Origin of the sequence: Paenibacillus sp. FSL H8-0175 (assembly GCF_045040615.1) — a bacterium.
Classification (GTDB): Bacteria; Bacillota; Bacilli; order Paenibacillales; family Paenibacillaceae; genus Paenibacillus_AQ; species Paenibacillus_AQ odorifer.
The window spans coordinates 2,555,930-2,580,890 of sequence record NZ_CP150299.1 but is presented as its reverse complement, the minus strand read 5'-3'; the positions used below and the strand labels follow the sequence as shown (position 1 = coordinate 2,580,890).

Annotated in this window: 18 protein-coding genes and 1 riboswitch; of the genes, 10 read left to right on the top strand and 8 right to left on the bottom strand. The window is 44.4% G+C overall.

Annotated elements, in window-relative coordinates; translation table 11 throughout:
* Positions 1 to 100: 100 nt before the first annotated feature.
* Positions 101 to 2,767, bottom strand: a complete 2,667-nt coding sequence (locus tag MHH46_RS11040) for a family 78 glycoside hydrolase catalytic domain (RefSeq protein ID WP_076193806.1) — start codon at positions 2,765 to 2,767, stop codon at positions 101 to 103.
* Positions 2,768 to 2,904: 137 nt separating this feature from the next.
* On the opposite strand from MHH46_RS11040, the gene MHH46_RS11035 reads away from it, so the two are divergent.
* A complete protein-coding gene (locus MHH46_RS11035) occupies positions 2,905 to 3,774 on the top strand; it encodes an AraC family transcriptional regulator (RefSeq protein ID WP_076130584.1) in 870 nt (289 codons plus the stop codon).
* Between the two features lie 47 nt (positions 3,775 to 3,821).
* Here the strand turns inward: MHH46_RS11035 and MHH46_RS11030 are convergent, their stop codons facing one another.
* Together MHH46_RS11030 and MHH46_RS11025 are read right to left on the bottom strand one after the other, a co-directional pair.
* A complete protein-coding gene (locus MHH46_RS11030; RefSeq protein ID WP_076130585.1) occupies positions 3,822 to 4,727 on the bottom strand; it encodes a hypothetical protein in 906 nt (301 codons plus the stop codon).
* Positions 4,728 to 4,894: 167 nt separating this feature from the next.
* Positions 4,895 to 5,719, bottom strand: a complete 825-nt coding sequence (locus MHH46_RS11025) for an AraC family transcriptional regulator (protein ID WP_076143215.1) — start codon at positions 5,717 to 5,719, stop codon at positions 4,895 to 4,897.
* A 120-nt stretch (positions 5,720 to 5,839) separates the two neighbouring features.
* On the opposite strand from MHH46_RS11025, the gene MHH46_RS11020 reads away from it, so the two are divergent.
* Positions 5,840 to 8,950 carry a glycoside hydrolase family 2 TIM barrel-domain containing protein gene (locus MHH46_RS11020; protein WP_076193804.1) on the top strand — a complete coding sequence of 1,037 codons (3,111 nt, stop codon included), beginning with the start codon at positions 5,840 to 5,842 and terminating at the stop codon, positions 8,948 to 8,950.
* A gap of 66 nt (positions 8,951 to 9,016) precedes the next feature.
* Here MHH46_RS11020 and MHH46_RS11015 read toward each other — a convergent pair whose 3' ends face one another.
* On the bottom strand, positions 9,017 to 9,847 hold the full coding sequence (locus tag MHH46_RS11015; protein WP_076193801.1) for an AraC family transcriptional regulator: 831 nt from the start codon (positions 9,845 to 9,847) through the stop codon (positions 9,017 to 9,019).
* Positions 9,848 to 9,967: 120 nt separating this feature from the next.
* Here MHH46_RS11015 and MHH46_RS11010 point away from each other — a divergent pair, with 120 nt between their 5' ends.
* Complete coding sequence (locus MHH46_RS11010; RefSeq protein WP_076193799.1) at positions 9,968 to 11,428, top strand: alpha-L-fucosidase; 1,461 nt, start codon at positions 9,968 to 9,970, stop codon at positions 11,426 to 11,428.
* Positions 11,429 to 11,521: 93 nt separating this feature from the next.
* Here the strand turns inward: MHH46_RS11010 and MHH46_RS11005 are convergent, their stop codons facing one another.
* The gene (locus tag MHH46_RS11005; protein ID WP_076193797.1) at positions 11,522 to 12,727 is read right to left on the bottom strand and encodes a mannitol-1-phosphate 5-dehydrogenase; all 1,206 of its coding nucleotides are present in this window, start codon (positions 12,725 to 12,727) and stop codon (positions 11,522 to 11,524) included.
* Positions 12,728 to 12,769: 42 nt separating this feature from the next.
* Positions 12,770 to 13,432 carry an HAD family phosphatase gene (locus MHH46_RS11000; RefSeq protein WP_076130591.1) on the bottom strand — a complete coding sequence of 221 codons (663 nt, stop codon included), beginning with the start codon at positions 13,430 to 13,432 and terminating at the stop codon, positions 12,770 to 12,772.
* Between the two features lie 526 nt (positions 13,433 to 13,958).
* On the opposite strand from MHH46_RS11000, the gene MHH46_RS10995 reads away from it, so the two are divergent.
* The 6 genes from MHH46_RS10995 to MHH46_RS10970 all read left to right on the top strand — a co-directional run bounded on the left by MHH46_RS10995 (position 13,959) and on the right by MHH46_RS10970 (position 20,571).
* The gene (locus MHH46_RS10995) at positions 13,959 to 14,984 is read left to right on the top strand and encodes an ABC transporter substrate-binding protein (protein ID WP_076193795.1); all 1,026 of its coding nucleotides are present in this window, start codon (positions 13,959 to 13,961) and stop codon (positions 14,982 to 14,984) included.
* Positions 14,985 to 15,123: 139 nt separating this feature from the next.
* Entirely contained in the window at positions 15,124 to 16,791 is a 1,668-nt protein-coding gene (locus MHH46_RS10990; RefSeq protein ID WP_076193792.1) for an AraC family transcriptional regulator, read from the top strand.
* A gap of 48 nt (positions 16,792 to 16,839) precedes the next feature.
* A riboswitch (cyclic di-AMP (ydaO/yuaA leader) is annotated at positions 16,840 to 16,981 on the top strand.
* Between the two features lie 135 nt (positions 16,982 to 17,116).
* Positions 17,117 to 18,292 carry a KamA family radical SAM protein gene (locus tag MHH46_RS10985; protein WP_370510815.1) on the top strand — a complete coding sequence of 392 codons (1,176 nt, stop codon included), beginning with the start codon at positions 17,117 to 17,119 and terminating at the stop codon, positions 18,290 to 18,292.
* Positions 18,293 to 18,434: 142 nt separating this feature from the next.
* Positions 18,435 to 19,346, top strand: coding sequence for a YafY family protein (locus MHH46_RS10980; protein ID WP_076193790.1), 912 nt, complete (start codon positions 18,435 to 18,437; stop codon positions 19,344 to 19,346).
* Between the two features lie 83 nt (positions 19,347 to 19,429).
* Positions 19,430 to 19,945, top strand: coding sequence for a DinB family protein (locus MHH46_RS10975; protein ID WP_076193788.1), 516 nt, complete (start codon positions 19,430 to 19,432; stop codon positions 19,943 to 19,945).
* A gap of 56 nt (positions 19,946 to 20,001) precedes the next feature.
* Positions 20,002 to 20,571 (top strand): YdeI family protein, encoded by a 570-nt coding sequence (locus tag MHH46_RS10970; RefSeq protein WP_076193786.1) that lies wholly within the window; start codon positions 20,002 to 20,004, stop codon positions 20,569 to 20,571.
* Between the two features lie 150 nt (positions 20,572 to 20,721).
* On the opposite strand, the gene MHH46_RS10965 is transcribed toward MHH46_RS10970, so the two are convergent.
* Positions 20,722 to 20,982, bottom strand: coding sequence for a hypothetical protein (locus MHH46_RS10965; protein ID WP_076308925.1), 261 nt, complete (start codon positions 20,980 to 20,982; stop codon positions 20,722 to 20,724).
* 102 nt (positions 20,983 to 21,084) lie between these two features.
* On the opposite strand from MHH46_RS10965, the gene MHH46_RS10960 reads away from it, so the two are divergent.
* Positions 21,085 to 21,468, top strand: a complete 384-nt coding sequence (locus MHH46_RS10960) for a hypothetical protein (protein WP_405132601.1) — start codon at positions 21,085 to 21,087, stop codon at positions 21,466 to 21,468.
* Positions 21,469 to 22,236: 768 nt separating this feature from the next.
* On the opposite strand, the gene uvrA is transcribed toward MHH46_RS10960, so the two are convergent.
* A complete protein-coding gene (gene uvrA / locus MHH46_RS10955) occupies positions 22,237 to 24,741 on the bottom strand; it encodes an excinuclease ABC subunit UvrA (protein ID WP_076130002.1) in 2,505 nt (834 codons plus the stop codon).
* Between the last annotated feature and the right edge of the window lie 220 nt (positions 24,742 to 24,961).

The following is a 24,961-nucleotide window of genomic DNA, read 5'->3' as shown; positions in this document are numbered from 1 at the left end:
ATTATAATAACTCCTCTCTACATTCGTCAATTCGAAAACGAAAAACTGACACCGAATACCCCTCGATGTCAGTTCACACTAGGAAGCCCCCTAGTAAAGGTTATAAAGAATACGTAAATTGATAGCTGCCCGAACCTAATTGAAGTCTCACTCCGTTATCGACCAAGCTGATGCTGTGCACGCCTCTGGACTGCTCCACAGGAACTTCATTTTCTAATAACCCTAGTTGATTGGCTCCAGGCAGAACGACAATACCGTTGGTATTGGCAGGAATCGTAACGTGAATCATCATTCCATCATCCTCTGATCGCCGCCACGCTGACTCTACTTTTCCGTACATGGTTTCAAGACTAGCTTCTGCGTAATCCAGACCGGGGCCAGGCTGTGGCTTGATATGAACGATTTTGAAACCAGGCTCCAACTCATCAGTTCCGATTCCTGCAACGTAACGATACAACCATTCACCTATTGCGCCATAGGCGTAATGATTGAAGGAATTCATATCTGCACTCCAGAAGCTGCCGTCCTCCTTGATCCCATCCCAATGCTCCCAAATCGTAGTCGCACCTTTCGTCACCTGATACAGCCAGGATGGATAATCCTTTTGAAAAAGAAGCTTATACGCGAGTTCATTATTTCCAATCTCGCTGAGCACAGGATTCAGATATGGTGTGCCCACGAATCCAGTAGTCAGATGATCCTTAGCTTCAGCAATCAGCTCAGTTAGCTTCTGAATTGCACGTTCTTTGGCGACCCCTTCTATAAGATCGAAACGTAGGGCTAATATCTGTGCAGTCTGGGTAGAGACGGACAACCTTCCCGCAGGTGTTATGAACTCATTACTGAATGCTTTTATAATTTTGGCGTGCAGCTCACTATAATAGTCCACGTCCTCCGATTTTTCTAAGGCTATTGCCGCTTTTAAAGTAAGAGAAACGGAATAGGCATAAAAAGCGGTGGCGACATAATCCCGATCTGTAGCTCCCACATAGCTGTCTGGCTTGGAATCAAGCGCTAGCCAATCGCCGAAATGAAAGCCAGTATTCCACAGATAAGGGTTACTTCCCTGTGCATAGATATATGAAATCCATTGCTTCATGCTCTCGTATTGCTCTGCAAGCAGCCTTTTGTCGCCGTACATTTCATAGATTGTCCATGGACAGATCGTAGCTGCATCCCCCCAGGCTGCAGAAGAATGGTTAGTATCTCCGTCGCCAGGAGGCGCTGCTCTCAGCTCTGGAATAAAAAACGGAATGCCGCCCTCAGGGGTTTGGTCTGCCTTCAAATCCCGTAACCATTTCGTAAAGAAAGGTGCCGTATTCATCAAATAGGAGGCTGTTCGGACAAACATCTGAGCATCCCCCGTCCAGCCGAGCCGCTCATCACGCTGTGGACAATCAGTGGGCACATCGAGGAAATTCCCTTTTTGCCCCCACAGGATATTGTGATGCAGTTGATTCACAAGTGGATCTGAGCACTGAAAATCACCCGTACGTTCCATATTAGAGTGCATCACAATTCCTGTTAAATCCTCTAGTTGAAGATCTGCTGAGAACCCACTAAGCTTCACATACCGAAAGCCTTGGAAGGTGAAATGCGGTTCATACGCCTCTTGCTCTCCACCTTTCAGAGTATAGCGGATGCACTGTTTCGCTTTACGCATATTCTCCGTGTAGAAATTTCCGTCCCGGTCTAATATTTCAGCATGCTGAAGTTCTACCGCCTGACCAGATTGACCTTTTACATTAAATTTTAACCACCCTACCATGTTCTGGCCCATGTCCAGCACTCTATCTCCCTGCGGGGTAGTCAGCAGTGCAATCGGCTTCAAGGTTTCAACTTGTGTCACTGGCACATTTTCCTGGGCAACGATGATCGCTTTGGAATAATTAATAATCTCCACTGGATGCCAACCTTCTGATGAAGGATCGGTGATATCCAGCTCCAGCCGAGCATCATAGGTTTCACCATTATAAATTTCAGACATCATAATTGCGCTTTTTGCAGCCTGCCAATTCTGATCTGAGCTAATAAGCTCATTTGAACCGTCTGCGTACCGGATATGAAGCTCCAGCAGAAGTGAAGTCTTTGATCCATAAATCTCCTTTTGATTATCCCAGCCCAAATACCCTCTGTACCAGCCATTGCCCAACAGTGCGCCTAACGCATTCGCACCTTCATGCAGAAGCTTTGTGACATCATAAGTTTGATATTGCAGCCGCTTACTGTAACTGGTCCAGCCTGGAGTAAAATAATGATCTCCCACCCGACTTCCGTTCAGCTGCAGTTCATACAAGCCCAAAGCAGTAGCATAAATCCTTGCACTTTCCACTGGACCTTTTACATCCACGAATGTACGAAGCTGTGGGCAAATCTCAGAATCTTGTGAAAAAGAGGCTGTAGGAGCGCTGATCCACTCCGCCTGCCAATTCCCTGCATCTAATAGTCCGGTTTCAAAAAATGCAACCTCAGACCAACCCGAGTCTATTGCATTCTGATTCCATGCCCGAACCCGATAATAATAACGCGTGCGAGCTTCCAGCAGCAGACCTTCAAGCTCAACATGGATCGATTGAGAAGACTTTACTTCCTCTGTATCCCATAGCTTGCCTTGAAAAAGCATATTCTCCGCCACTTGAATTTGATAAGCAGACTGCATGCAGTCCCTGTCATCTGAAACTAACTGCCAACTGATTCTGGGTCTGATCACATCAATTCCTAGCGGATTTTCTTTGTACTCACAACGAAGCTTAGTCATTGCGAACATATAGATAAAAACCTCCTTCTATAGCGACAAATTAGTCTTTGCCCTATAATTATAGCTGGGTTACCGCTTTCATCACCCGGTAAAAAGGACATCATATCCCTGCAATCATGCCATGAATCTGGAAGGGGGAATTCAATATGCAACGAACCACCGAGTTGTTCAAAAATGAAATTTTTTTTCAAAACGATCTGCATCTGCTCGTTAACCGCTATTCAGAGAACTTCCATGCCCCTTTTCATGCTCATGAATTTATTGAGTATTGCTATGTAGCTGAAGGAAGAGGTTTTCATCACCTTGAAAATGAGATCTTTCCCGTTAGAAAAGGAATGCTGTTCGTGATTCCTGTAGGTGCCCCCCATGTGTTCCGTCCAGCATCTTCTGATACTTTAGGGAATCGCCTGATCGTCTATAACTGCCTTTTTGATATGCAAATGGTGGAGCAATTAAATATCGTCCTTCAAGAGCCATCTATCCGGGAGCACCTAGCCACTCTTGGGAGTAGCAGCTCATCTTACTTTTCCGTCTCAGATCGAGATGGCTCTATTGAGCGCTTAATGCTGAATTTATATCATGAAATGTCGGTATCCGGTATGGGCTCCAAAACAATGCTTTACACCCTCTTAAGTCAATTAATCATAGCAGTGTACAGGCAAAAATACGGAGAAGATGACAAATCTACGATGGATATGGCAGACTTCACGCAAGTCATTCAATACCTAGAGCATAATCTGTCGGAAAAGATTACACTTGCCGAATTAGCCCGTATTTCACAGTGGAGCAGCAGGCATCTTCAGCGCATGTTCCACAAGCATACTGGCCAGTCCTTTGGGACCTACTTGAAGAATCTGCGAATGCATAAAAGCTGTGAATTGCTGCGTACTTCTGGACATAAAATTAATATGATTGCCGAGCTAGTGGGTTACCGTGACATCGACTCCTTTAACGCTGTATTCAAAAAAATAGTCGGCCAGACACCCATCGCGTACCGCAAGCTCTACAGATCATAAAAAGGCCGATGTCGTATGAACATCCATACAACATCGGCCCTATTAATTTATTGATTAGTGATCTGTTTAAGTAAAAACTCAACAAAATCAGTTGATTTAGTCTTACTGTCATCTTGTCCTAACGTTCCGACGATCATCTGATTTGAATGGATAGGGAGTTCTGTAGCAAAATCCGTATCTGTGATATCTATGCCAGTAATCAGCTCTTGACCACTCTCCGGGTTAGTCATACGTTTCAGACGGTTATCATCAAGAGGAAGTCCTGCGGATTTAATAAACGACTCCAGATTTTGCAGTCCCGACTGCTGGCCAATCCATTCAAAAGTAGCATCATCCATAATCAGGATATCCGGATGATCGGCTGCCAGCATCGCCATAGCCCGCTGCATATAGCTCATATCCAAGGCTCCACCGTCCGTCCCACCTGTTGAGGGTAGATAAACGATTTCTGCCTCCACTCTCTTCCAAGCCGGGTAACGTTTGATGATTTCTTGTTTTAGCTCTTCATTCTTACCTGACGAGTCCTGAGATTCATAGTTGCCTAGGAACATGATTCGAACATCTACCGGTGGGAGCGTAGCTTCATATTTTCTTTCCTGCCATTGATCATAGAGCGCTTTCCCTCCAAAGATAACTACCAGCAGCACGATAATAGAAATAATAGTGTGCGTTTTGTAGAGGCGAAAGAAATTCTCCGATTTACGTGCTACGCCGGACATGGCTCCCCACTTCTCCAGCCGCTTGTCCTCTGCTTCCTGAATCTCCTTCTGATCCAAGCCATCTAGGATGGTTTTGTAAGCGCGGAATTCCTCTTCATAAGCTGCAACCTCATCTTCAGTCGAATTCGATCGACGGCGTTTCAAATGCATATCTAACCTTTTGTTCAATTCCTCCCGGGTAACGTCTTCAGGCAAGTTCAAACGCTCATAGGCTTGCTTTAGCTTCTCATTCAAAATGATGTCTCCTTCCTGATGCTTTTCGTCATTTCAGATCGTTAATTTGGTTCTATGTATTGAATTCTTGTGGCAGTAAAAGTATGGGCTAAGCCGCAAAAAAAACATCGCAGGAACTCAAGTAAACTATATCATGTTGTGCTAGACGGTAACAAGTAAGCGTTTATCTAATCCAAACCATGCAGCTGCTTAAATTGCTCAGGACTCATCCCTGTCAATCTTTTAAACACCAAACAAAAGTAACTAGCATTATCAAAACCCACTAGCTGGGCAATTTCATACATTTTTTTATCGCGTCCATTAAACATAAGCTGTTTACTCAAATTGATACGTTGCTTATTGATATAGGTTACAGGTCGATCATGAATTGTTTTTTGAAAAAGCCTGCATAAATACTGTGGCGATACAGAAATAATCTCCGCCAGCTCCTTTAAAGGAAGCGTCCTATGCAGATTGCTCTCAATATAACGCAGCACCGGCTTAATTCGCTCCAATTCATGTGCCTCATTCAGAGGCGATACTAGCTTTCTTTTTAAATCCAGAAGCAATGCATAAAGATGTTTAGATCGTGCCAAATTAGTCTCCAGCTCATTGCTATCTGGCAGCATAAGGATTTGCTTTAGAGGATTGAGCCATTGATCTTCTTTTAATCTAGCAGGACCAGACTCGCGGATGCCCGCATAGAGCAGCATTTGACCAACCTCTCTGCCATTGAACGAGACCCATGATACCTTCCATTCCTTCCCACTGATAGGGGCATACGAATGAGGAATATCCGGGAACAAAAAGAACACATCCCCTGGACCCACGAGATATCGGTTCTCATGAATGATAAGCTCACCCTTGCCTTCGTGAATCTGATGTATTTGATAGTCTGGAAAGCCTGCAGGACGTATAGTTTCTGGCTGATGCTCCCAAAATCCAAGGGTTGTAGCATAAAGCGGCAGCATGATTACATCTTCTGTTTGGCAAAAAATAATTTTGCTCTCCATAAAAAGTCCTCGTTTCATATTTTGTTATCTGGGACTAAAATTCTTTTATTTATCCTAACATTACTTCAACTTATAATATGAATATAATAACATTACAATGATTATAAAGGAGATCAACTCATGCGAGCAAAGTTTGTCTACCAGCCACCTGCTAACGGTTATCCGGAATGGAATAACAACCCAGAGACTTTTGAATTGAATCGATTGGATGCACATGCCTCCATGATCCCTTACCGTAGCTTATCCCAAGCGCTAACTAACGATAAAGAAACCTCACCTTTCTACCAAACCCTCAATGGGCTTTGGAAATTCGCTTTTTCCGAAACACCGGATCAACGAATTGTGGATTTCTATAAAACCGATTTTGATTGCAGTACTTGGGATACAATTCCTGTACCGTCCCACTGGCAGTTCCAAGATTATGACTACCCACAATATACAAATCTCCGGTATCCTTGGGCGGAATCCGAGCCAGAGCTTAAAGCCCCCTTTGCCCCAACAAAATATAATCCAGTAGGCTCTTATCTACGAACCTTTACTGTACCTGAGTCTTGGAACGGTCAACCGGTGTACCTAAGCTTTCAGGGTGTTGAATCCGCTTTCTACGTATGGGTAAACGGTGAACTTGTCGGGTACTGTGAAGATACATTTACTCCATCAGAATTCGATATCACCCCATATTTAGTGGCAGGGGACAACAAACTAGCTGTCGAGGTTTATCGTTGGTGTGATGCCAGCTGGCTAGAGGATCAGGATTTCTGGCGCCTGAGCGGTATTTTTCGGGAAGTCTATCTTTATTCGGCTCCTTCCGTTCATATTGCTGATTATTTCGTCCACACAGATCTGGATGAAAACTTCGTACATGCGGATTTAAATGTAGATATCAAGGTGGAAAATTACTTTAACGAGCAAAGCCCATATACACTGCAAATGCAGCTTTACAATAAAGAGGGCCAGCCTGTTTGGGAGACTCCTATCTCCGCTACTGGTTCCTTTGAGCAAGAAGGCGTTCAACAACTCAAGCTTGCTGCCCCGGTTGAGCAGCCTTTTAAATGGAGTGCTGAAACCCCTTATCTTTATACCTTAGTTCTGTCTATAAATGACGGCAACGGGCATACACAAGAAACGGTCAGCTGTAAGGTTGGATTCCGCAAGTTTGAGATTAAAGACGGACTTATGAAGATCAATGGCAAAAGAATCGTACTCAAAGGTGTCAATCGCCACGAATTCTCTTGCGACACAGGTCGTGCTTTAGCCAAAGAAGATATGCTGCGCGACATCCAATTAATGAAAACACATAATATTAATGCTGTTCGAACCTCCCATTACCCGAATCAGTCTATCTGGTACGAGTTATGTGATGAATACGGATTATATGTGATTGACGAAACTAATCTGGAAACTCACGGCACCTGGGCATACAGCCAAGAAGGGTTGAATGACGGGAATGTCCCTGGAAGCAAACCGGAATGGCGGGCCAATGTCATTGACCGCTGCAACTCCATGATGCAAAGGGATAAAAACCACCCTTCAGTCATCATATGGTCTCTCGGCAATGAATCTTTCGGAGGCGACAATTTTATCGCTATGCACGACTACCTGAGAGAAATCGATCCTTCGCGGCCGGTTCATTATGAGGGAATCTTTCACTGTAGAGAATCGGAAGCAGCAAGTGACATAGAATCTACTATGTACATTAAACCGCAGGATGTTGAAAAATATGCGCTTAATAATCCTAAGAAGCCTTATATCCTCTGTGAATACAGTCATGCCATGGGCAATTCATGCGGTGGGCTGCACTTATACTGTGACTTGTTCGACAAATATGACATTGTTCAAGGTGCATTCATTTGGGATTGGGTAGATCAAGCCATTCGGACCCACACCTCCGAAGGAATTGAATATCTCGCTTATGGCGGGGACTTTGGTGAATCGCCTCATGACGGCAATTTTAGTGGCAACGGATTACTTTTTGCTGATCGTACGGTTACTCCTAAGCTCTTTGAGGTCAAAAAATGTTATCAGAATATTAAAGTAACGGCTGAAAATATCCTAGAAGGACTCTTCCAGATTCGAAATTCCTTCTTATTTACCAACTTAAAGGAATACGATCTCAAATGGGAAGTTCGTTTAGACGGAGTAACTGCGCAAGAAGGCTTGCTGAAGATCTCATGTGCACCAGGTGAGAGCATTTCATGCAAAGTTCCTTACGAGTTGGATTCACTGCGTGGCAATCATGAAGCAGTTCTGAATCTTTCCTTTATTCAGCCTTCAGCAACTATATGGGCAGAAGCCAATCACGAAATCGCTTGGGAACAGTTCATTCTGTCACCTCGTTTCGTAACCAGTACCTCAAAGACAACCGCAGAAACACTGCGTGTCAGCGAGCTTGAGAATGTTTTGAACGTACAAGGTGATAATTTCGAACTGAGCTTTAGTACCACTATGGGTGCTCTGAACTCTTATCGTTCCTCAGGCAAAGAACGTCTGCTTGAGCCTGTAAGACCTAACTTCTGGAGAGCAGTCACAGATAATGATTGTGGCAATAAATTGCCACAGCGGTGTGCAGTATGGAAGCAGGCATCGCATAAACAACACTTAATCAGCTTTACATTTAGAACCGAAGGCTCTCTCTGTTTCGTCTATGCCAGCTACCTTCTGGCTACAAGTCCGGATTCCACGCTTCGGGTCCAGTATGTGATTCGCGCTGACGGGACTTTAGAGATCACGCAAGAGCTGAGTCCAGGCAGCAGCGAACTGCCGGAAATCCCTGAGTTCGGAATGATGTTCGTTCTAGATGGAAGTCTTGATACCCTGTCTTGGTACGGCCGCGGACCTCATGAGAATTATTGGGATCGGCAAACCGGAGCCCCACTTGGACGTTACACAGGTAAGGTCAGTGATCAATTCACGCCTTATCTCAAACCTCAAGAGTGCGGCAACAAGACTGATGTCAGATTCGCTTCAATTACAGAGGGCAACGATGGATCAGGGTTCTATTTTGAAAGTGCAAACCCTATCGAAATTAATGCCCTGCCTTGGAAGCCTGAGGAACTGGAAGCCCATGACCACGTCTATAAATTGCCAGTCTCAAACAAAAGCGTACTGAGAGTCAACTACAAGCAAATGGGTGTTGGCGGGGACGACAGCTGGGGCGCACCAACCCACGAAGAGTTCACTCTGCCGGCTAATCGCCCGTACATCTTCCGTTTCACTGTCTCACTGCTCTAATCTCTTCCACTTATAAAAAAGGCCGTCTCTGGTTGGTTTCTACCACACAGGACGGCCTTCTTCTATTTATTTCACAGCTACTGTTCCTTGTCTGAATTCCGAAGGGCTTAAACCTACATTTTTTTTGAACTGTTTGGAGAAATAATAGAGATCGCTAAAACCAAGATCATGGGCAATCTCACCGACAGAACTTTGCGTCCCCCTCAATAGCTCCTTGGCCTTAGTTATCTTTTTTCTGGTGATATACTGAATGGGTGGAACTCCGATTTGCTGTTTAAATAGCCGGATAAAATAGTTGGGATGCATGTACGCAATCTCGGCAAGCTCGTGTATGGTGATATTTCGCTCGATATGAGCGTCTATGTACGTTAATACTTTCGTTAATTTTTCGATCGAGCTCAGATTCTTAAAGGTGATTTCGTCTACTTCTATGTTCATAATAAAATAAGAAAATAACTCCATTAACTTACTTTTGGCTAATAAATGAGCATACACCGCATCAGATTTCATATGACTCGTTAGGCTGCTGAAAATCTTTTGGATTACATGAGGATCTACTTCTCTGCATACATGACTTAACTCTAACATTTTGAATAGATTAATGTCTCCGACTTTTGCGCTGAAATGGCACCAATACTTCTCAAAGGGTTGATCACTTATGCAAGAATAAGATTGCTTAACTCCCTCAGGCATCAAAAAAAGCTGACCAGGCTTCGGATAATATTCTCGATCCCCAATCTTTAACCAACCCTCCCCATCGCAAATAAAATAAAATTTACTATAGTCAGGTGTGTAGTCAAGATCTCTCCAGTCACGGCCACAAAGATTGTAATCAGCCATAAATAAATCAACCTTTAAATTGGATAAATAATTTGTAAGCAAAACATGGTTATCCATCCCTTACTCCGCCTTATCAGGTTAGTTTTGTACATCTAAAAGTTAATGTCCTACATTTTGATTTCCACCTCCAATCACTACAATGAAGTAGAAATAAACGTTTGAAAGGATGATTGCAAAATGGTGGATAAAAACAAATATTTAAAAGTAATCGAAGATACGATCGCAACTGGAAGATTCAAAGCCGATTGGGATTCACTAAGTCAATTTCAAGTGCCTATGTGGTATGAGAACGCTAAGTTTGGTATTTTCATTCATTGGGGCCTTTATTCTATTCCGGCTTTCGCCAATGAGTGGTATCCCCGAAATATGTATATCCAGGGTTCACGGGAATATGAACATCATCTTGCTACCTATGGCGAGCATAAAACCTTTGGTTATAAAGATTTCATCCCCTTGTTCAAGGCTGAGCATTTCAATGCTGAGGAATGGGCCAATCTCTTCAAATTATCTGGTGCCAAATACGTGATGCCTGTTGCAGAGCACCATGACGGCTTTCAAATGTATAAGAGCGCTTACTCTCACTATAACACATATGAGATGGGTCCTAAGCGGGATTTAGTCGGGGAAATGAAAGACGCTTTTGAGCAGCAGGGATTAGAGTTTTGTGTATCTTCCCATAGGGCTGAGCACTGGTTCTTCCTGTCTCATGGCAAGGAATTTGATTCCGATATCCATGAACCGCTTGTATGTGGAGATTTCTATTGGCCATCTATGCCCGAACCCGATCATCACGATTTATTCGGCTCCCCACCTAATCAAGAATTTCTGGAGGATTGGTTGATTCGCTGCTGCGAGCTGGTAGACAATTATCAGCCGAAAATCTTTTACTTTGACTGGTGGATTCATACAGCTGCCTTCAAACCCTATCTCAAAAAGTTCGCCGCTTACTATTACAATAAGGGAGAGGAATGGGGAACTCCGGTTGCAATCAATTATAAGCATGATGCCTTCATGTTTGGCTCAGCAATCCCAGATATTGAGAGAGGTCATTTCTCCGGGCTTAAACCTTATTTCTGGCAAACGGATACAGCAGTTGCTAAAAATTCATGGTGTTATACTCCGGAAAATGATTATAAATCTGCCGTAGAAATTATCAGAGATCTAATAGATATCGTAAGCAAAAACGGCAACTTGCTGCTGAATATAGGTCCTAAAGCGGACGGCAGCATACCAGCTCAGGATCAGGAAATTCTGCTTGGCATCGGAGAATGGCTAAAGGTGAATGGTGAAGCAATCTATGATACGACCTACTGGCGCACCTTCGGGGAAGGCCCTACAGAGATCGTTGAAGGTCAGTTTACAGATGGGATCACGAAAATTTTCACTAATGAAGATATCCGCTTTACGGTAAAAGGCAGTTATCTTTACGCTACTGTTCTTGTCTATCCAAACAACGGTATAGTGCAAATCAAATCCCTTAAAGAAAACGCTGCGCACTTCCATGGGATGATTAAACAGATCAAAATCTTAGGTTTTGAGGAACAACCTGCATGGGAAAGAACCGATGAAGCCTTGGTTATAAAAACGACCTCGGTTCGCAGTGATACTCCGGTTGTTCTGCGGATTGAATTGGATTAGGGACACTTACAGAACTTCGTAACCTATAAAAAGAGTGTTCTTGCCCATCCAGCAGAGAACACTCTTTTATAGTTTTATAACCATCGTTTTATATTAAAAGTAGGGTACCCTGACGTTTACTGTCTTCATTCTAGTCCTATGAGGATATCTCGCGCGTAATTTGTTGGACTCCAAAATAATGCGACCATGAAGCGGATGCTCCGTGGGGATTTTTAGTTGTGCAGCAATGACTTCACTTAGCCCGTGGTTTCGGATGTCCGCTTGAAGCTGTAAGGCTTCTGGATCTTTTTCATGATCAAAATAAAGTGCAGAAGCAATAGCTGAGACTAAATGTGAGGTCTCAAAACCAAGTTCATGAGCAAGCATTGCCGGTTTTACGAGCCGATCATTAGGTGAAAGCTTGCGAAGCGGCGAGCGGGCGACACGTGTAATTTTATCGTTAAAGTTGGGGTTAGTGAATCTCTCCATCATCTTTTCTATATACCGGTCATGTTCTATGGGCTTGAAGCCATATAAATGCACCAATAAGGCCCCTGTTTCCTTAAGCACCCCGTGAACACGAACTCTGATTTCGGGATCAGACATCGCTTCTTGAATGCTAGTATAACCTTCCAGGTATCCAAAATAGGCTGCACTGCAATGACCTGTATTCACAGTATATAGCTTCCGTTCGAGGTATGGCGCCAGCGAATCCACATAATGGACGCCTTTAATTTCATTGTAATTACCAATCATTCCACTGCGGGGAATAACCCACTCACTGAAGGGTTCAACGAGGATTTCAAGTGAATCTGTATTTTTCTGCATAGGTACAATCCGGTCCACCATCGCATTGGGAAAAGCGACATTGCGGTCGGCAAGTTCCTTGAAGGATTGCTTCATATGCCGATAAACTGATTTTTTCAACTTCTGACTGCTTCCAATCCCATTCTCACAGGCAATGATATGAAGAGGGTTGAGATTTCTGCTATTTTCAAGCCTTCGTTCGATGCCCTGCGCAATGGTCTCAGCAATATCTTTTAAAGCGGATATTCCGACGGCAGTTGTCACAATTTCAGCTTCTGCTATAGCTCTAGTAACGTCCTCAGTATCATTCAGATTGATTGCAGTAACATTATCAACAATAAAGCTGTCCCGGTTCTTGTTAGCTAGGGTGACAGGATATTGCCCACGTTTTTGCAATTGGGCAATTTTACTCTTATTTCTTCCGACGAAACAAACATTGTAACCGGAGTCCGACAACATAGGCCCAATAAAACCTCTGCCAATATTACCTGCTCCAAAATGTACGGCTCTCAATTTGGTATCCCCCTTTAATTTGAACTTAGTTTCTCGGTTTCTCTATACGAAGCAACGTTGAGTAACTACATGATCAAATTCAAGAAGACTTAGATTATCAATTTTATGGTGCTGCTTATCGAATTCAAGAAAATTAGTAATTTCGTTAGGCGTCACAATGCAACGGATGCCAGCTGCTGCCGCTGCCTTAGATCCATTCGGTGAATCCTCGATAGCAACCGCCTCATCAGCTGTGATTCCAAGACAAGCTAACGTTTGGTTATATAGCTCGGGATCTGGTTTCACTTTTGCCACATGGTCGGCAGTCCGAACACATTCGAAATACTCGCGAATACCCAATTGATTCAGATATTTTTCCACCCATTCCAGTGAAGAACTTGAGGCCAGCCCTACGCGCAGTCCAGCTGCTTTGGCGGAATCAAGATAATGCTGAATGCCTGGTCGTATTGTTTCAAGCTCCATAAGTTTGCTGTGTCTCTGTTTAACAGCCTTACTGAACTCTTCTTTGTCAATCGCTAGCTTAAGATCAGTCATTAAATATTCATAAGGATTAAAACTGTTCAAGCTCGTGCCGATGCAGGTGGAATATTGTTCAAGCGTCAGATCCACTCCATATTCTGCATAAGCCTCGTTAAATGCGGTGTACCAAGCAGTCTCCGTGTCGATAATCGTTCCGTCAAAATCAAAAATAATTCCTTTGATCACAATCAACCATCTCCCTCGTATTATGTTTGGTTAGAATATCTTACGCAAAACCTTCTGCATATTCTACAAAAAGCTATTTCGGCTTGCGTTTGACTATAAAAACCATAACAAAGCCCTTCTACTGACGTCAAGCACGGTAGATAACATGCCACGTAATGATAACGATTACAATCAATGTGGACAAACCTGGATTTTTTCATCACCTGAACTTCTTAATACATAACAGTAATCAGATTCAAAAAAACACCACAATCCTATGTGCTTCAAGGGATTCCTTTGCCAAGTTTATTATGAAGACAAGCTCCCTCTCTTTCTCTCGATTGCTGTTATTTAGAGTATTTTTCCAAGCAGCTAAAAATAATTCAAAATAATTTTAAACACATCCTTTTTACTTGATTGTACAAATCAAATTACGGGGTTATTTTTTGTCCATTGAGTAAAAAGAGGCTTTAATTTATGATATATTTTAATCGAGAATGATTATCATTATTGGTGGTCGTTACATATAATAGGGAGGCAATAAGATATGAACAAGGTACGACAGTCCTTCGCTGTGGTATGTGTACTATTTTTGCTGAGTACATTGCTACTGGCGTGCGGAAACTCAAAGGAACAATCCTCTGCCAATAGTACGGTGAACAAAACCGGGAACTCTTCCGCTGCAACCGCGGTACCTTCAGCAGAACCCTCAGATAGCAGTACAGATGAAGCAGCAGCGACTACCCGCTCCTATACAGATTACATAGGGCATACTGTAGAGATTCCGGTGAATCCGCAGCGAATTATCTATTCTGGAGAAACTTATGGCGATTTGCTCGCACTTGGTGTGCAGGCGGTAGGTTATCCTCTTTCTATGGGTGAAGGCCAGGTTTTTGAAGATCAATTACAAGGTGTGGAGGATGTAGGCTTCCCTATCAATCTGGAAAAAACATTGGAGCTTCAGCCTGACCTGATCATCTATGCGGGCACAGATGAAGCTGATTTCGAACAGCTCTCCAAAATTGCACCCACTATAATATTTGATACCTTTGCCCCACTCCAGGAACGTATGCTGGACATTGGTGGAATTGTTGGGAAAACGACTGAAGCAGAAGCATGGCTTGCGCAGTATAAAACCGCTGAAGAGAACATGTGGAAGCAATTGAAATCCGCAGGCATGAAAGAGGGCGAAACGGCTGCGGTCTTCACTTATTATCCAGGAGACAGACTGTTTATAATGGCTGCAACCGGACTTTCCCAGGTACTCTATGGGGAGAATGGCTTCAAGGCAACTCCAGCTATTCAAACGATCCTTGATGAAGGTAAAGGGTTCCAGGAAGTATCCATGGAAGTCCTGAAAGAATATGCCGGAGACCGGATATTCCTCTTGACTCCAGTGGCAGAAGAAGCAAAACAATCCACAGAGAATCTATTAAAGAGCCCTATCTGGAAGAGCCTTCCTGCCGTCAAGAACGGATATGTCTATACACAAGACATCATGAAGACTTCAAGTGATGCGACAACAAGAGAATGGCTGCTTGGCGAAATTCCACAGCTATTGAATATGAATTAACCTTCTGTGATGAAGAGTTTAACACAAGGCTGATAAAAAACTGCAAGAAGCATGTCAACAGCTGTTGATATGCTTCTTTTTTTTATATACAATGAATTCATTGATAATCATTCTCACCAAATGAACGGAGGCTGAACCCATGCTGCATACATCATCGTCCTGCCCCCCACTCCACTCTCTGCTATTTCAGCTAAACGAGGCCGAACTGATGATTCAAGCTGCCGATTCAAGCTCTATAACGCGTACAACCCAGGACTATACCCTTCTCATATTTACTGGAGGGAACGGACAATTGAACCTCGATGATCAAAGCGTGATACTAAGTACGGATAAATGTTATCTACTATCTCCTGGAATCTCCTATAGTACGGACAACCAGGAGCTGACGTTGTATTATTACCTCATCACCTTTACAGCAATTTATACAACCGAGGATCCTAAACGATATTCTGGAGAGCTGCTTTCCGGCAGACGGGAGTTAATTGTGCACCCGTTCACCAAGGTAATCCGACTAGTCGAAGACCTGCTCATGAACAGGAATAACACCGATGATGTACAACAATTCAAGCGACAATTAAAATTCCAAGAATTGCTGCTGCTACTTTTTGAGCATAATTACCCTTCCAAACACCTGCCAAGTCCTACGGAATCCGTAGAAAAGACCATAACATTCATTCAGGAGCATTATACAGAGAGTATCACCGTGAAGCAGTTAGCTGAACTGGCGGGAATATCAATCTGGCAATATACACCGATCTTTCAGCAGCTTACGGGTAAAAAGCCGCTTGAATACCTGACGGATCTGCGCATTAATCATTCCAAACGATTCCTGCAGGAATCGACTGAACCACTGCGGGAAATCGCCAGACTGGTCGGCTTCTCGGACGAATACTATTTTAGCCGCCGCTTTCGGCAAAAAACCGGAGTTACACCCGGACAATATGCACATCAGAAAGGTCGTAAGCTTACCGTCAAGGATTGGACGGGTCATGAGGTGGAGATTCCAGAGCGAGCGAAACGTATTGTCTATCATGGCGAAACACTTGGCGACCTTCTCGCGTTAGGCGTAAAGCCTATCGGTGGAGATGAAGCGTTCGCCCGGAACAGCGTCTATAAACATCGGCTTAAGAAGCTCGCCAACGTCGGGTTTCCACTGGACCCGCAGTTGACCGCTTCCCTAAACCCAGATTTGATCATTTTGGCAAATAGTGATGAAAGAGCCTACAGAGCAGTTTCTGGTATCGCTCCGACACTCACCTTTGATTCATTTGCATCTCTCGACAAACGAATGCGGACACTAGGCAGTTGGCTAGGTAAACAGCGCGAAGCCGAAGCATGGCTGGAGTCATTCACAATCAAAAACGCTGCCATGTGGCAGCAGCTTTACACGACAACCCTCCAAGTTGGAGAAACCGCCTCTGCTTTGGTCTATGATCATGGAGATCATCTGTATGCTATGGGAATGTCCGGATTCTCCACTGCGCTTTATGCCCCATGTGGTTTACAACCGACCGAAGAGATCCAGGCCATATTGGACGAAGAGTTAGGGTTCGCCGAAGTTGATCCAACACGACTGCCTGCCTACGCCGGAGATCATATCTTCATGCTCATTCCGGAACGCAAAGACTCGCGAGCTGCGATGGAACGATTACTAGACAGTTCACTTTGGAACAATCTCCCGGCAGTACGTCAGGGACATGTTTATCTGCTCGACGGAAGCAAATGGAACTCTAGTGATGCGTTAACCCGGGAGAAGCTGCTAACGCTGTTGCCTAAACTACTCGGCGGAAGTAGCGCTAACAATTGAAAGTGAATCTAGGATTCTCTTTTGACTTATCAAAACTTGATAGGGTATACTTTATCTACGCTTAATTTCCAACTTTTACAGTTGAAAAGCGGGGGAACCAGTTAATTGGGGCGAATCATTGAGCATTAGAATGTAGGGTACCATCTTACCCGAGTCCGTCAGCTAACCTCGTCAGCAGTGGATGGGTCTGCTTTCCATGTTATTTACATAACCAGAGACCCTTGCTAAGGGTCTCTTTTCGTGCTTTTTTGGACCCTGCTGGCAGTAGATTGGCCTTTGACACTAAGGCTCCCTCATTTTTCTCACACTACGAGACAAAGGAGAGATGTACGTGCAAAAGGTAAAGTACTTCACGGATATTAACAAAATAGCTATGTTGTCTGAGCTGGAAAAAGAGAATCTGAAAGAAATTACGGACAAATTTGTTTTTCGTGTAAATGACTACTATCTGTCTTTAATTAACTGGGATGATCCAAATGATCCCATCCGTAAGCTGGTTATTCCTAACGAAGGTGAACTGCTGGAGTATGGGCGCTGGGACGCCTCCGATGAGGACACGAATTATGTGGTACCTGGTTGTCAGCACAAGTATAGAACCACTGCACTACTGATTGTATCCGAGGTCTGCGGGGCTTATTGCCGCTACTGTTTCCGTAAGCGTCTTTTCCGAAATGACGTGAAAGAGGCGATGGCTGATGTCTCTCCGGGCTTGGAGTATATCGCAAATAATCCGGAGATTAACAACGTACTTCTTACGGGCGGGGACAGTTTAATTCTCTCCACACCGAAGCTAAGATCCATTATTGAAAATCTAAGAAGCATTGAGCATGTTAAGATCATTAGACTGGGTTCCAAAATTCCCGTATTTAATCCGATGCGGATCTCTGAAGACGAAGAACTGCTGGAGCTGATTCGTACTTACTCTACCGAAGACAAACGAATCTATGTTATGGCGCACATCAATCATCCTCGTGAAATCACACCTGAAGCCAAAAAAGCATTTAAAGCTCTCCACAACGCAGGGGCAATTGTCGTAAATCAGACCCCCATCCTCAAAGGCATCAACGATGATCCCGTTATTTTAGGGGAACTACTGGACCGGCTTTCATGGGCTGGCGTTACACCCTACTACTTCTTTGTGAACCGGCCCGTAGCCGGAAACCGGGATTTCGTATTACCGCTCGAGCAAGTCTATCAAATTGTAGAAGAAGCCAAAGCCAGAACCTCAGGACTTGGCAAAAGAGTACGCTTATCCATGAGCCACACCTCAGGAAAAATAGAAATTCTCGCCATTGATAACGGAAAAGCCTATCTCAAATACCATCAATCCAGAGATCAGGAATACGGAAAGTTTATGATTCTAGATTGTCCAAAGGACGCCGAATGGTTCGATGACCTGCCTGGGAATGAGCAATATTGGACCCCACCTGTGAAAAAAAACGATGCTATTATTTCTGTTAATGATTTATCAGGCGAGCCTGCGGATTTAATCTGTAAATAGATTAATCAACTCTGTCAGACTCTGTCATAGGATATTTCTTCATCACCAACAACAAAACTCCTCCCGCCCAAAATTAGCCCGAAAAAATCTATGATATAATCACGCTGTAACACGAAATGGACTAATGGGTGGGAATGCACACATGAAATTGGAACGATTGATTTCTATGATCTATAAACTATTGAACCACGAAGTTTTATCTGCCTCCAAGCTGGCTGAAGAGTTTCAGGTTTCCCAGCGAACAATCTATAGGGATATCGATGTGATTTGTGCCGCTGGCATCCCGGTCGTATCGTATCAGGGTACTAAAGGTGGATATGGCATCATGGACGGATATAAAATGGATAAAAGCCTGCTCCGTTCGTATGATGTCACTTCTCTGATTACTGTACTTAACAGTCTTTCTTCCGTGTTTGAAGATGAGCATACGCAAGGAACCATTGAACGGCTGCAAACGATTGGAACGGAGCCACAGACCTCTAGTCTCGCGGTGGATCTTGAAACCCGGCGTACGGATCCTGACGCACTTCCTCTTTTACGTGCGGCTATTGCGGAACGAAATGTTGTCCGTTTTGATTACATCAGTGTAAAAAATGAACGTACAACCCGTGAAATGGAACCAGTAAAGCTTCATTTTAAATATAGCAACTGGTACATCTATGGTTATTGCCGGGCTCGGCAGGACTATCGGGAGTTCCGACTTTCCCGGATGCTGAATTTGTTCCTGACGCAGGATACCTTTCATTCGCAACATGAGGTACCCAAAGAGGCCGGCTGTTCAAACAGGGCAGATCAGGTGGAGGAAATAGTGATCCGGGTAGGCCCTGAGGCTTTGGCAGAAGCTTTGGATCAGTTTCATCAAGTCGACAAGGAATTTCATTCCGATAAAAGCATGACGATGCGAATTCCTGTGTATAAGCCATTGGAAGCACGTTGGCTTTGGTCCATTCTGCTGAGTTTTGGCAGCGGTGCCGAAGTCCTCGAACCCCCTGCATTGCGAGGTATTTTAAAAGAGCAGCTTCAAAACACACTCAAACTTTATGAAGAAGTATGACAGTCTGATGTCATACTTCTTCTTTTATATTAACTACAGTAACAAAAAACAAATCCATGACCATTCAAAAGGAGAATGTACGAATGACAAATTATCCAGTAGAAATGTTTAAATACCACACATGGGCAAACCAAACTATCCTGGGGAGAATCAAGGAACTCCCGCCTTCTGTGCTAAGTCAAGAAGTGAACAGCTCATTTCCCACCATCGCTCATGCCCTTAGCCATATCTATGCGGTTGATACGATGTGGTATCTTGTATTAACAGGCACTGCCATGCCAGAGGCTTTTCAACAAAGTGTCCCGCTAAATTTGAGCATTCTAGATTCTGTGGATGAATACGTAAATATCTTTGCCCAGCTATCGGAACAATACAAAGCATGGTTACACAACCAATCCGATTTGGAGCAAACTATTCTGCTTGACAATCCATTCGCCGGAATCCGCCAAACACACCTATCAGAAATTGTGTTGCAAGTCGCCAATCACGGGACTTATCATAGAGGCAATGTATCTACTATGTTACGGCAGTTAGGCCATGCTTCCACCATGAATGACTATGCTCTTTTTTGGTATCAGGTTCCTACGGAAGCTATTTAATCTCGGATGGGCAAGACGCTCCACTCCATACCTAGAAAGGAAATTGTATTTTAATTATGGAGATTAAAAATCTAATTACAGTAAAAACGAGAGAAGATTTAAGAGTTTGGCTGCAGGAGAATTGTAAGACTGAACAATCTTGTTGGGTACTCGTTAGTATGACGCCAAACCCAGAAACGTTGCTATATTTGGACGTAGTTGAGGAATGTTTGTGTTTTGGATGGATCGATGGAGTGAAAAAGAAAATTTCGGAAACGGAGCTGGCGCAAAGACTCTCTCCCCGAAGCAAAAGAAGCTCTTGGACTGAATTGAATAAAGAGCGTGTCCGCCGCCTTGAAAAGCTGGGGTTAATGAGTGCTGAAGGAAAACGGGTACTTCCTGATATGAACCCTGATTCTTTTATAGTAGATAAGATTATAGAGCAAAGGCTAAAAGAGGACAGTCAAGTATATGAGAATTTCACAGCCTTTCCAGCCCTTTATAAAAGAGTTCGGATCGACACGATCCAAAGCAATAAACATCAGCCAGATTTATTTAAGAGTAAATTAGACAAATTCATTGCAAACACTAAAGAAAATAAAATGTACGGGCAATGGCATGATAATGGACGTCTGCTAGATTATTAAGCTGCGCTATATGCATGATCTCCTGCTGAGGCTTTCGGACTCCAATGACGCTATTTACTAATTTGTCGCCTTTTCAGCAATCCATCGGACCCCAGTGCAGCTATTCCTTAGAAACTGGCTCTTATAAGGCGTTTTTTTGGCCAATAGGAGCTATGCGGTCCGATAATACTCCAAATGGCGGATTTTCTTGCATATAAGGTCTGCTGAGTCCGATACCGCTGAAGTATGATCATTCGCTGGACTCCTGAGTCCGATACCGCCAAGTATGATCATTCGCTGATCTGCTGAGTCCGATACCGCCGAAGTATGGTCATTCGCTGGGTCTACTGCTACTGCTACCATGATCTCCTGCTGAGGCTTTCGGACTCCAATGACGCTATTTACTAATTTATCGCCTTTTCTGCAACTCATCGGACTCCAGCGCAGCTATTCCTTAGAAAGGGGCTCTTATACGGTGATTTTTCCGCCATTAGGAGCTATGCGGTCCGATAATACTCCAAATGGCGGATTTTCTTGCTTATAAGGTCTGCTGAGTCCGATACGCCGAAGAATGATCATTCGCTGGGTCTACTGCTACCGCTACTACTGCTACCGCTACTACTGCTACTGCTACTGTTACTGCTACTGCTACTGCTACTGCTACTGCTACTGCTACTGCTACTGCTACTGCTACTGCTACTGCTACTGCTACTGCTACTGCTACTGCTACTGCTACTGCTACTGCTACTGCTACTGCTACTGCTACTGCTACTGCTACTGCTACTGCTACTGCTACTGCTACTGCTACTGCTACTGCTACTGCTACTGCTACTGCTACTGCTACTGCTACTGCTACTGCTACTGCTACTGCTACTGATACTGCTACTGCTACTGATACTGCTGCTACTACTGCTCTAATACCATGATCTCCTGCTGAGGCTTTCGGACTCCAATGACGTTATTTACTAATTTATCGCCTTTTCTGCAACTCATCGGACTCCAGTGCAGCTATTCCTTAGAAACTGGCTCTTATAATGCGTTTTTTTCGCCAATAGGAGCTATGCGGTCCGATAATACTCCAAATGGCGGATTTTCCTGCATTTAAGGTCCGCTGGGTCCGATACCGCTGAAGCATAGTCTTTCGCTGGGTCTACTGCTACTGCTACTGCTACCATGATCTCCTGCTGAGGCTTTCGGACTCCAATGACGCTATTTACTAATTTATCGCCTTTTCAGCAACTCATCGGACTCCAGCGCAGCTATTTCTTAGAATCAGGCTCTTATACGGTGATTTTTCCGCCATTAGGAGCTATGCGGTCCGATAATACTCCAATTGGCGGATTTTCCTGCTTATAAGGTCTGCTGAGTCCGATACGCCGAAGAATGATCATTCGCTGGACTCCTGAGTCCGACACGCCGAAGAATGATCATTCGCTGGTCTGCTGAGTCCGATACCGCCGAAGCATAGTCTTTCGCTGTCTGATGCTACCGTATCCTAATCATCTGCGGATCAAACACCATTGACTCATGATCATCTGTTATACCCAAAGTGCTAAGTACGCGCGAATGGGATTGGTTCAGACGTTCAGACGAAGTTTAGAGTTGAGAGCAGAGGTTTGGTTTAAGTTCAAAAAAAGAGAGGTGCCCCAGCCATTTTCATGGCTTTTGGGCACCTCTTTTATTAAGTTACAGCCCTTCAGCCAGAATCCGTTTCAGGAACATCCCTGTGTAGGATTCCCGTACTTCAGCAACCTGCTCCGGTGTACCTTCAGCTACAAGCTTACCGCCCACAACGCCACCTTCAGGGCCGATGTCAATCACCCAGTCGGACTCCCGAATCAGCTCTAAGCTGTGCTCCACAACTACGACAGTATTTCCCGTATCAACCAATTTGCTCAATAAGGTATGGAGCTGCTTGATGTCTGACGGATGAAGGCCTGTTGTGGGTTCGTCAAGCAGATAGAGCGTATGGTTTTTGGAAGGTTTGCTCAGCTCTTTAGCCAGTCTAATCCGTTGCCCTTCACCACCGGATAAGGTTTTGACAGATTGTCCCCATTTAAGGTAACCGAGACCCACCTCACACAATGTCTCGATAATCCCCGCCATTTTGGCTTCCGACTTAAGAATCGGCAAGCTTTCCTGTACGGACATGTCCAGCAGATCCGAGATGGAATATCCATCATATTTCACCTGGAGAACCTCATCCGTAAATCTTCTCCCCTTGCATGCGTGGCATTTAACCTCCAGATCGGGTAAGAAATTCATGTCTACAGTCAGCACCCCAAGACCCTGACAGGTTTCGCAGCGTCCACCCGGTGTGTTAAAGGAAAAATGCTTGGAGGTCAGTTTTCTTTTTTTCGCCTCCGGCAAAGCAGCAAACAGCTGGCGCAGATGTGTGAATACATCTGTATACGTCGCTACATTAGAACGCAGCATTCTACCCATGGGCGATTGGTCAAAGATCACTATATTTCCAACCTGATCTAAGCCCGCAATCTCCGCACAGCCTATTTGCTCATGTCCTTTCGTACTGCCTTGCGCAAGAATATCAAAGACTAGGGTCGACTTGCCTGAACCCGAAACTCCAGTTACAGAGACCAGACAACCTAGAGGTAAAGAAACCTCCGGGATATCAATATTCCGGTACTGTGCCTGTCGGATGGTGATTTGTTTTCCGTCACCTTTCCGGCGAACATATGCAGCAGTCTTATGACGCTCTTCTCTAAGATAGGCTCCCGTAACAGAAGCCTCGCTTGCCATCAAATCCTCAATGCTGCCCTCGCCAACAACTTGCCCTCCGTCCAGACCAGCACCCGGACCCATATCAATAATATGATCGGCAGCGCGCATCATCTCGATATCATGCTCGATAACGAGCACCGTATTACCCAAATCGCGCAGCTCCTGAAGCACACGAATGAGGCCAACAGTATCCCGCGGATGAAGCCCGGTCGTCGGTTCATCTAGAATGTATAACACTCCAGTCAGACCTGACCCCAGCAATGAGGCAAGGCGCAGCCGCTGTGCCTCTCCACCAGAGAGGGAGACCGTCTGACGGTTCATGGAAAGATAACCAAGACCAACATCGATAATCCGTTTTAGTCGGGTAGGCATATCGTGAAGGATGGGTTCAAGCAGATGAAGTCCCTCGGTTGGCAAAGCCGCCTCCAAGCCTTTAGTCCACTCGTAAACATCGCTTAATGGCCAATCTGATACCTCCGTAATCGATGCGCCAGCTACCCGAACGAGACGAACTTCTTTTTTTAGGCGAGCGCCAAGGCATTCCGGGCATTGCTGCTCATGAAAAAATCCGCCGTCTTTTTCCTGTGTACCAGCTTCTCCTTCCTTCTCCTTGTATCGCCGCCACAAACCAGGAATGACGCCTTCAAATTTGGTGCCTTGAATCGGCTTAACATTGGGAAAATGGCGCTTAAACGCCTCACTTTCCACTCCGTAATATAACAAGTCGCGCTGAATTTCGCCGTAATTTTTTAAGGGCTGATCTGGGTCAAACTCAAAACCAAAATGCTTGCCAGCGGCCACTAATATACGCATCTGTATATCACGATGAACACCATTCAGCGAGGCCACCCCACCCTCACGCATACTAAGCTCTGGATTAAACACTGCCACTTCATTTATAGTTGCCACAGATCCAACACCACCGCAGGCTTCACAAGCTCCCTCCGGCTTATTAAAAGAAAAGTGTGACATGCCCAGCTTCTCAAGCTCAGCTCCGCAATGCGGACAACCCATCGTTTGACCATGCATTTCCTCGTCTTCCTCGATCAGCAATCCCCTCGCTTCAAAAGAAGGTGGAATGCTGCCACTACAGGAAGGGCAAACCCGCTCGCCTAATCTGGAAAAGATAAACCGGACAAACGTATAGATGTCGGTGACTGTCCCAACTGTCGAACGGGGATTACGATTGGTGACATGTTGTCCAACACTAATGGACGGAGACAGTCCAATAATAGACTCCACCTTTGGTTTGCTGATCGTATCTGACGTCATGCCCATGGAATCCAAATACTGTCTTTGGCATTCCCGCTGAAGTGTATCCATAGCTAACGTCGATTTCCCTGATCCCGAAGGTCCTGTCAGGACAACTAGCTTATACTTAGGAATCGTGAGCGAGACATTTTTCAGATTATTCTCTCTTGCCCCTTTAATAACAATAGTCTCTTTCACATCTATTCCCCTCTCAATTCAACCCACTGGTTCGTAGTTATATCTTCTATCCATATGGTTGCCCAAAGTTGTTGGATTGCAATTATTTTGCAAAACATTTCTAATTTCGATAGAATGTATTTGATAAATCACAAAATTTTCAAATAACTTTATAATCTAATATCTTGACTATCAAGATATAATTATTTTAAAAGGAGCGTTATCTTTTGTCAAGCCACGA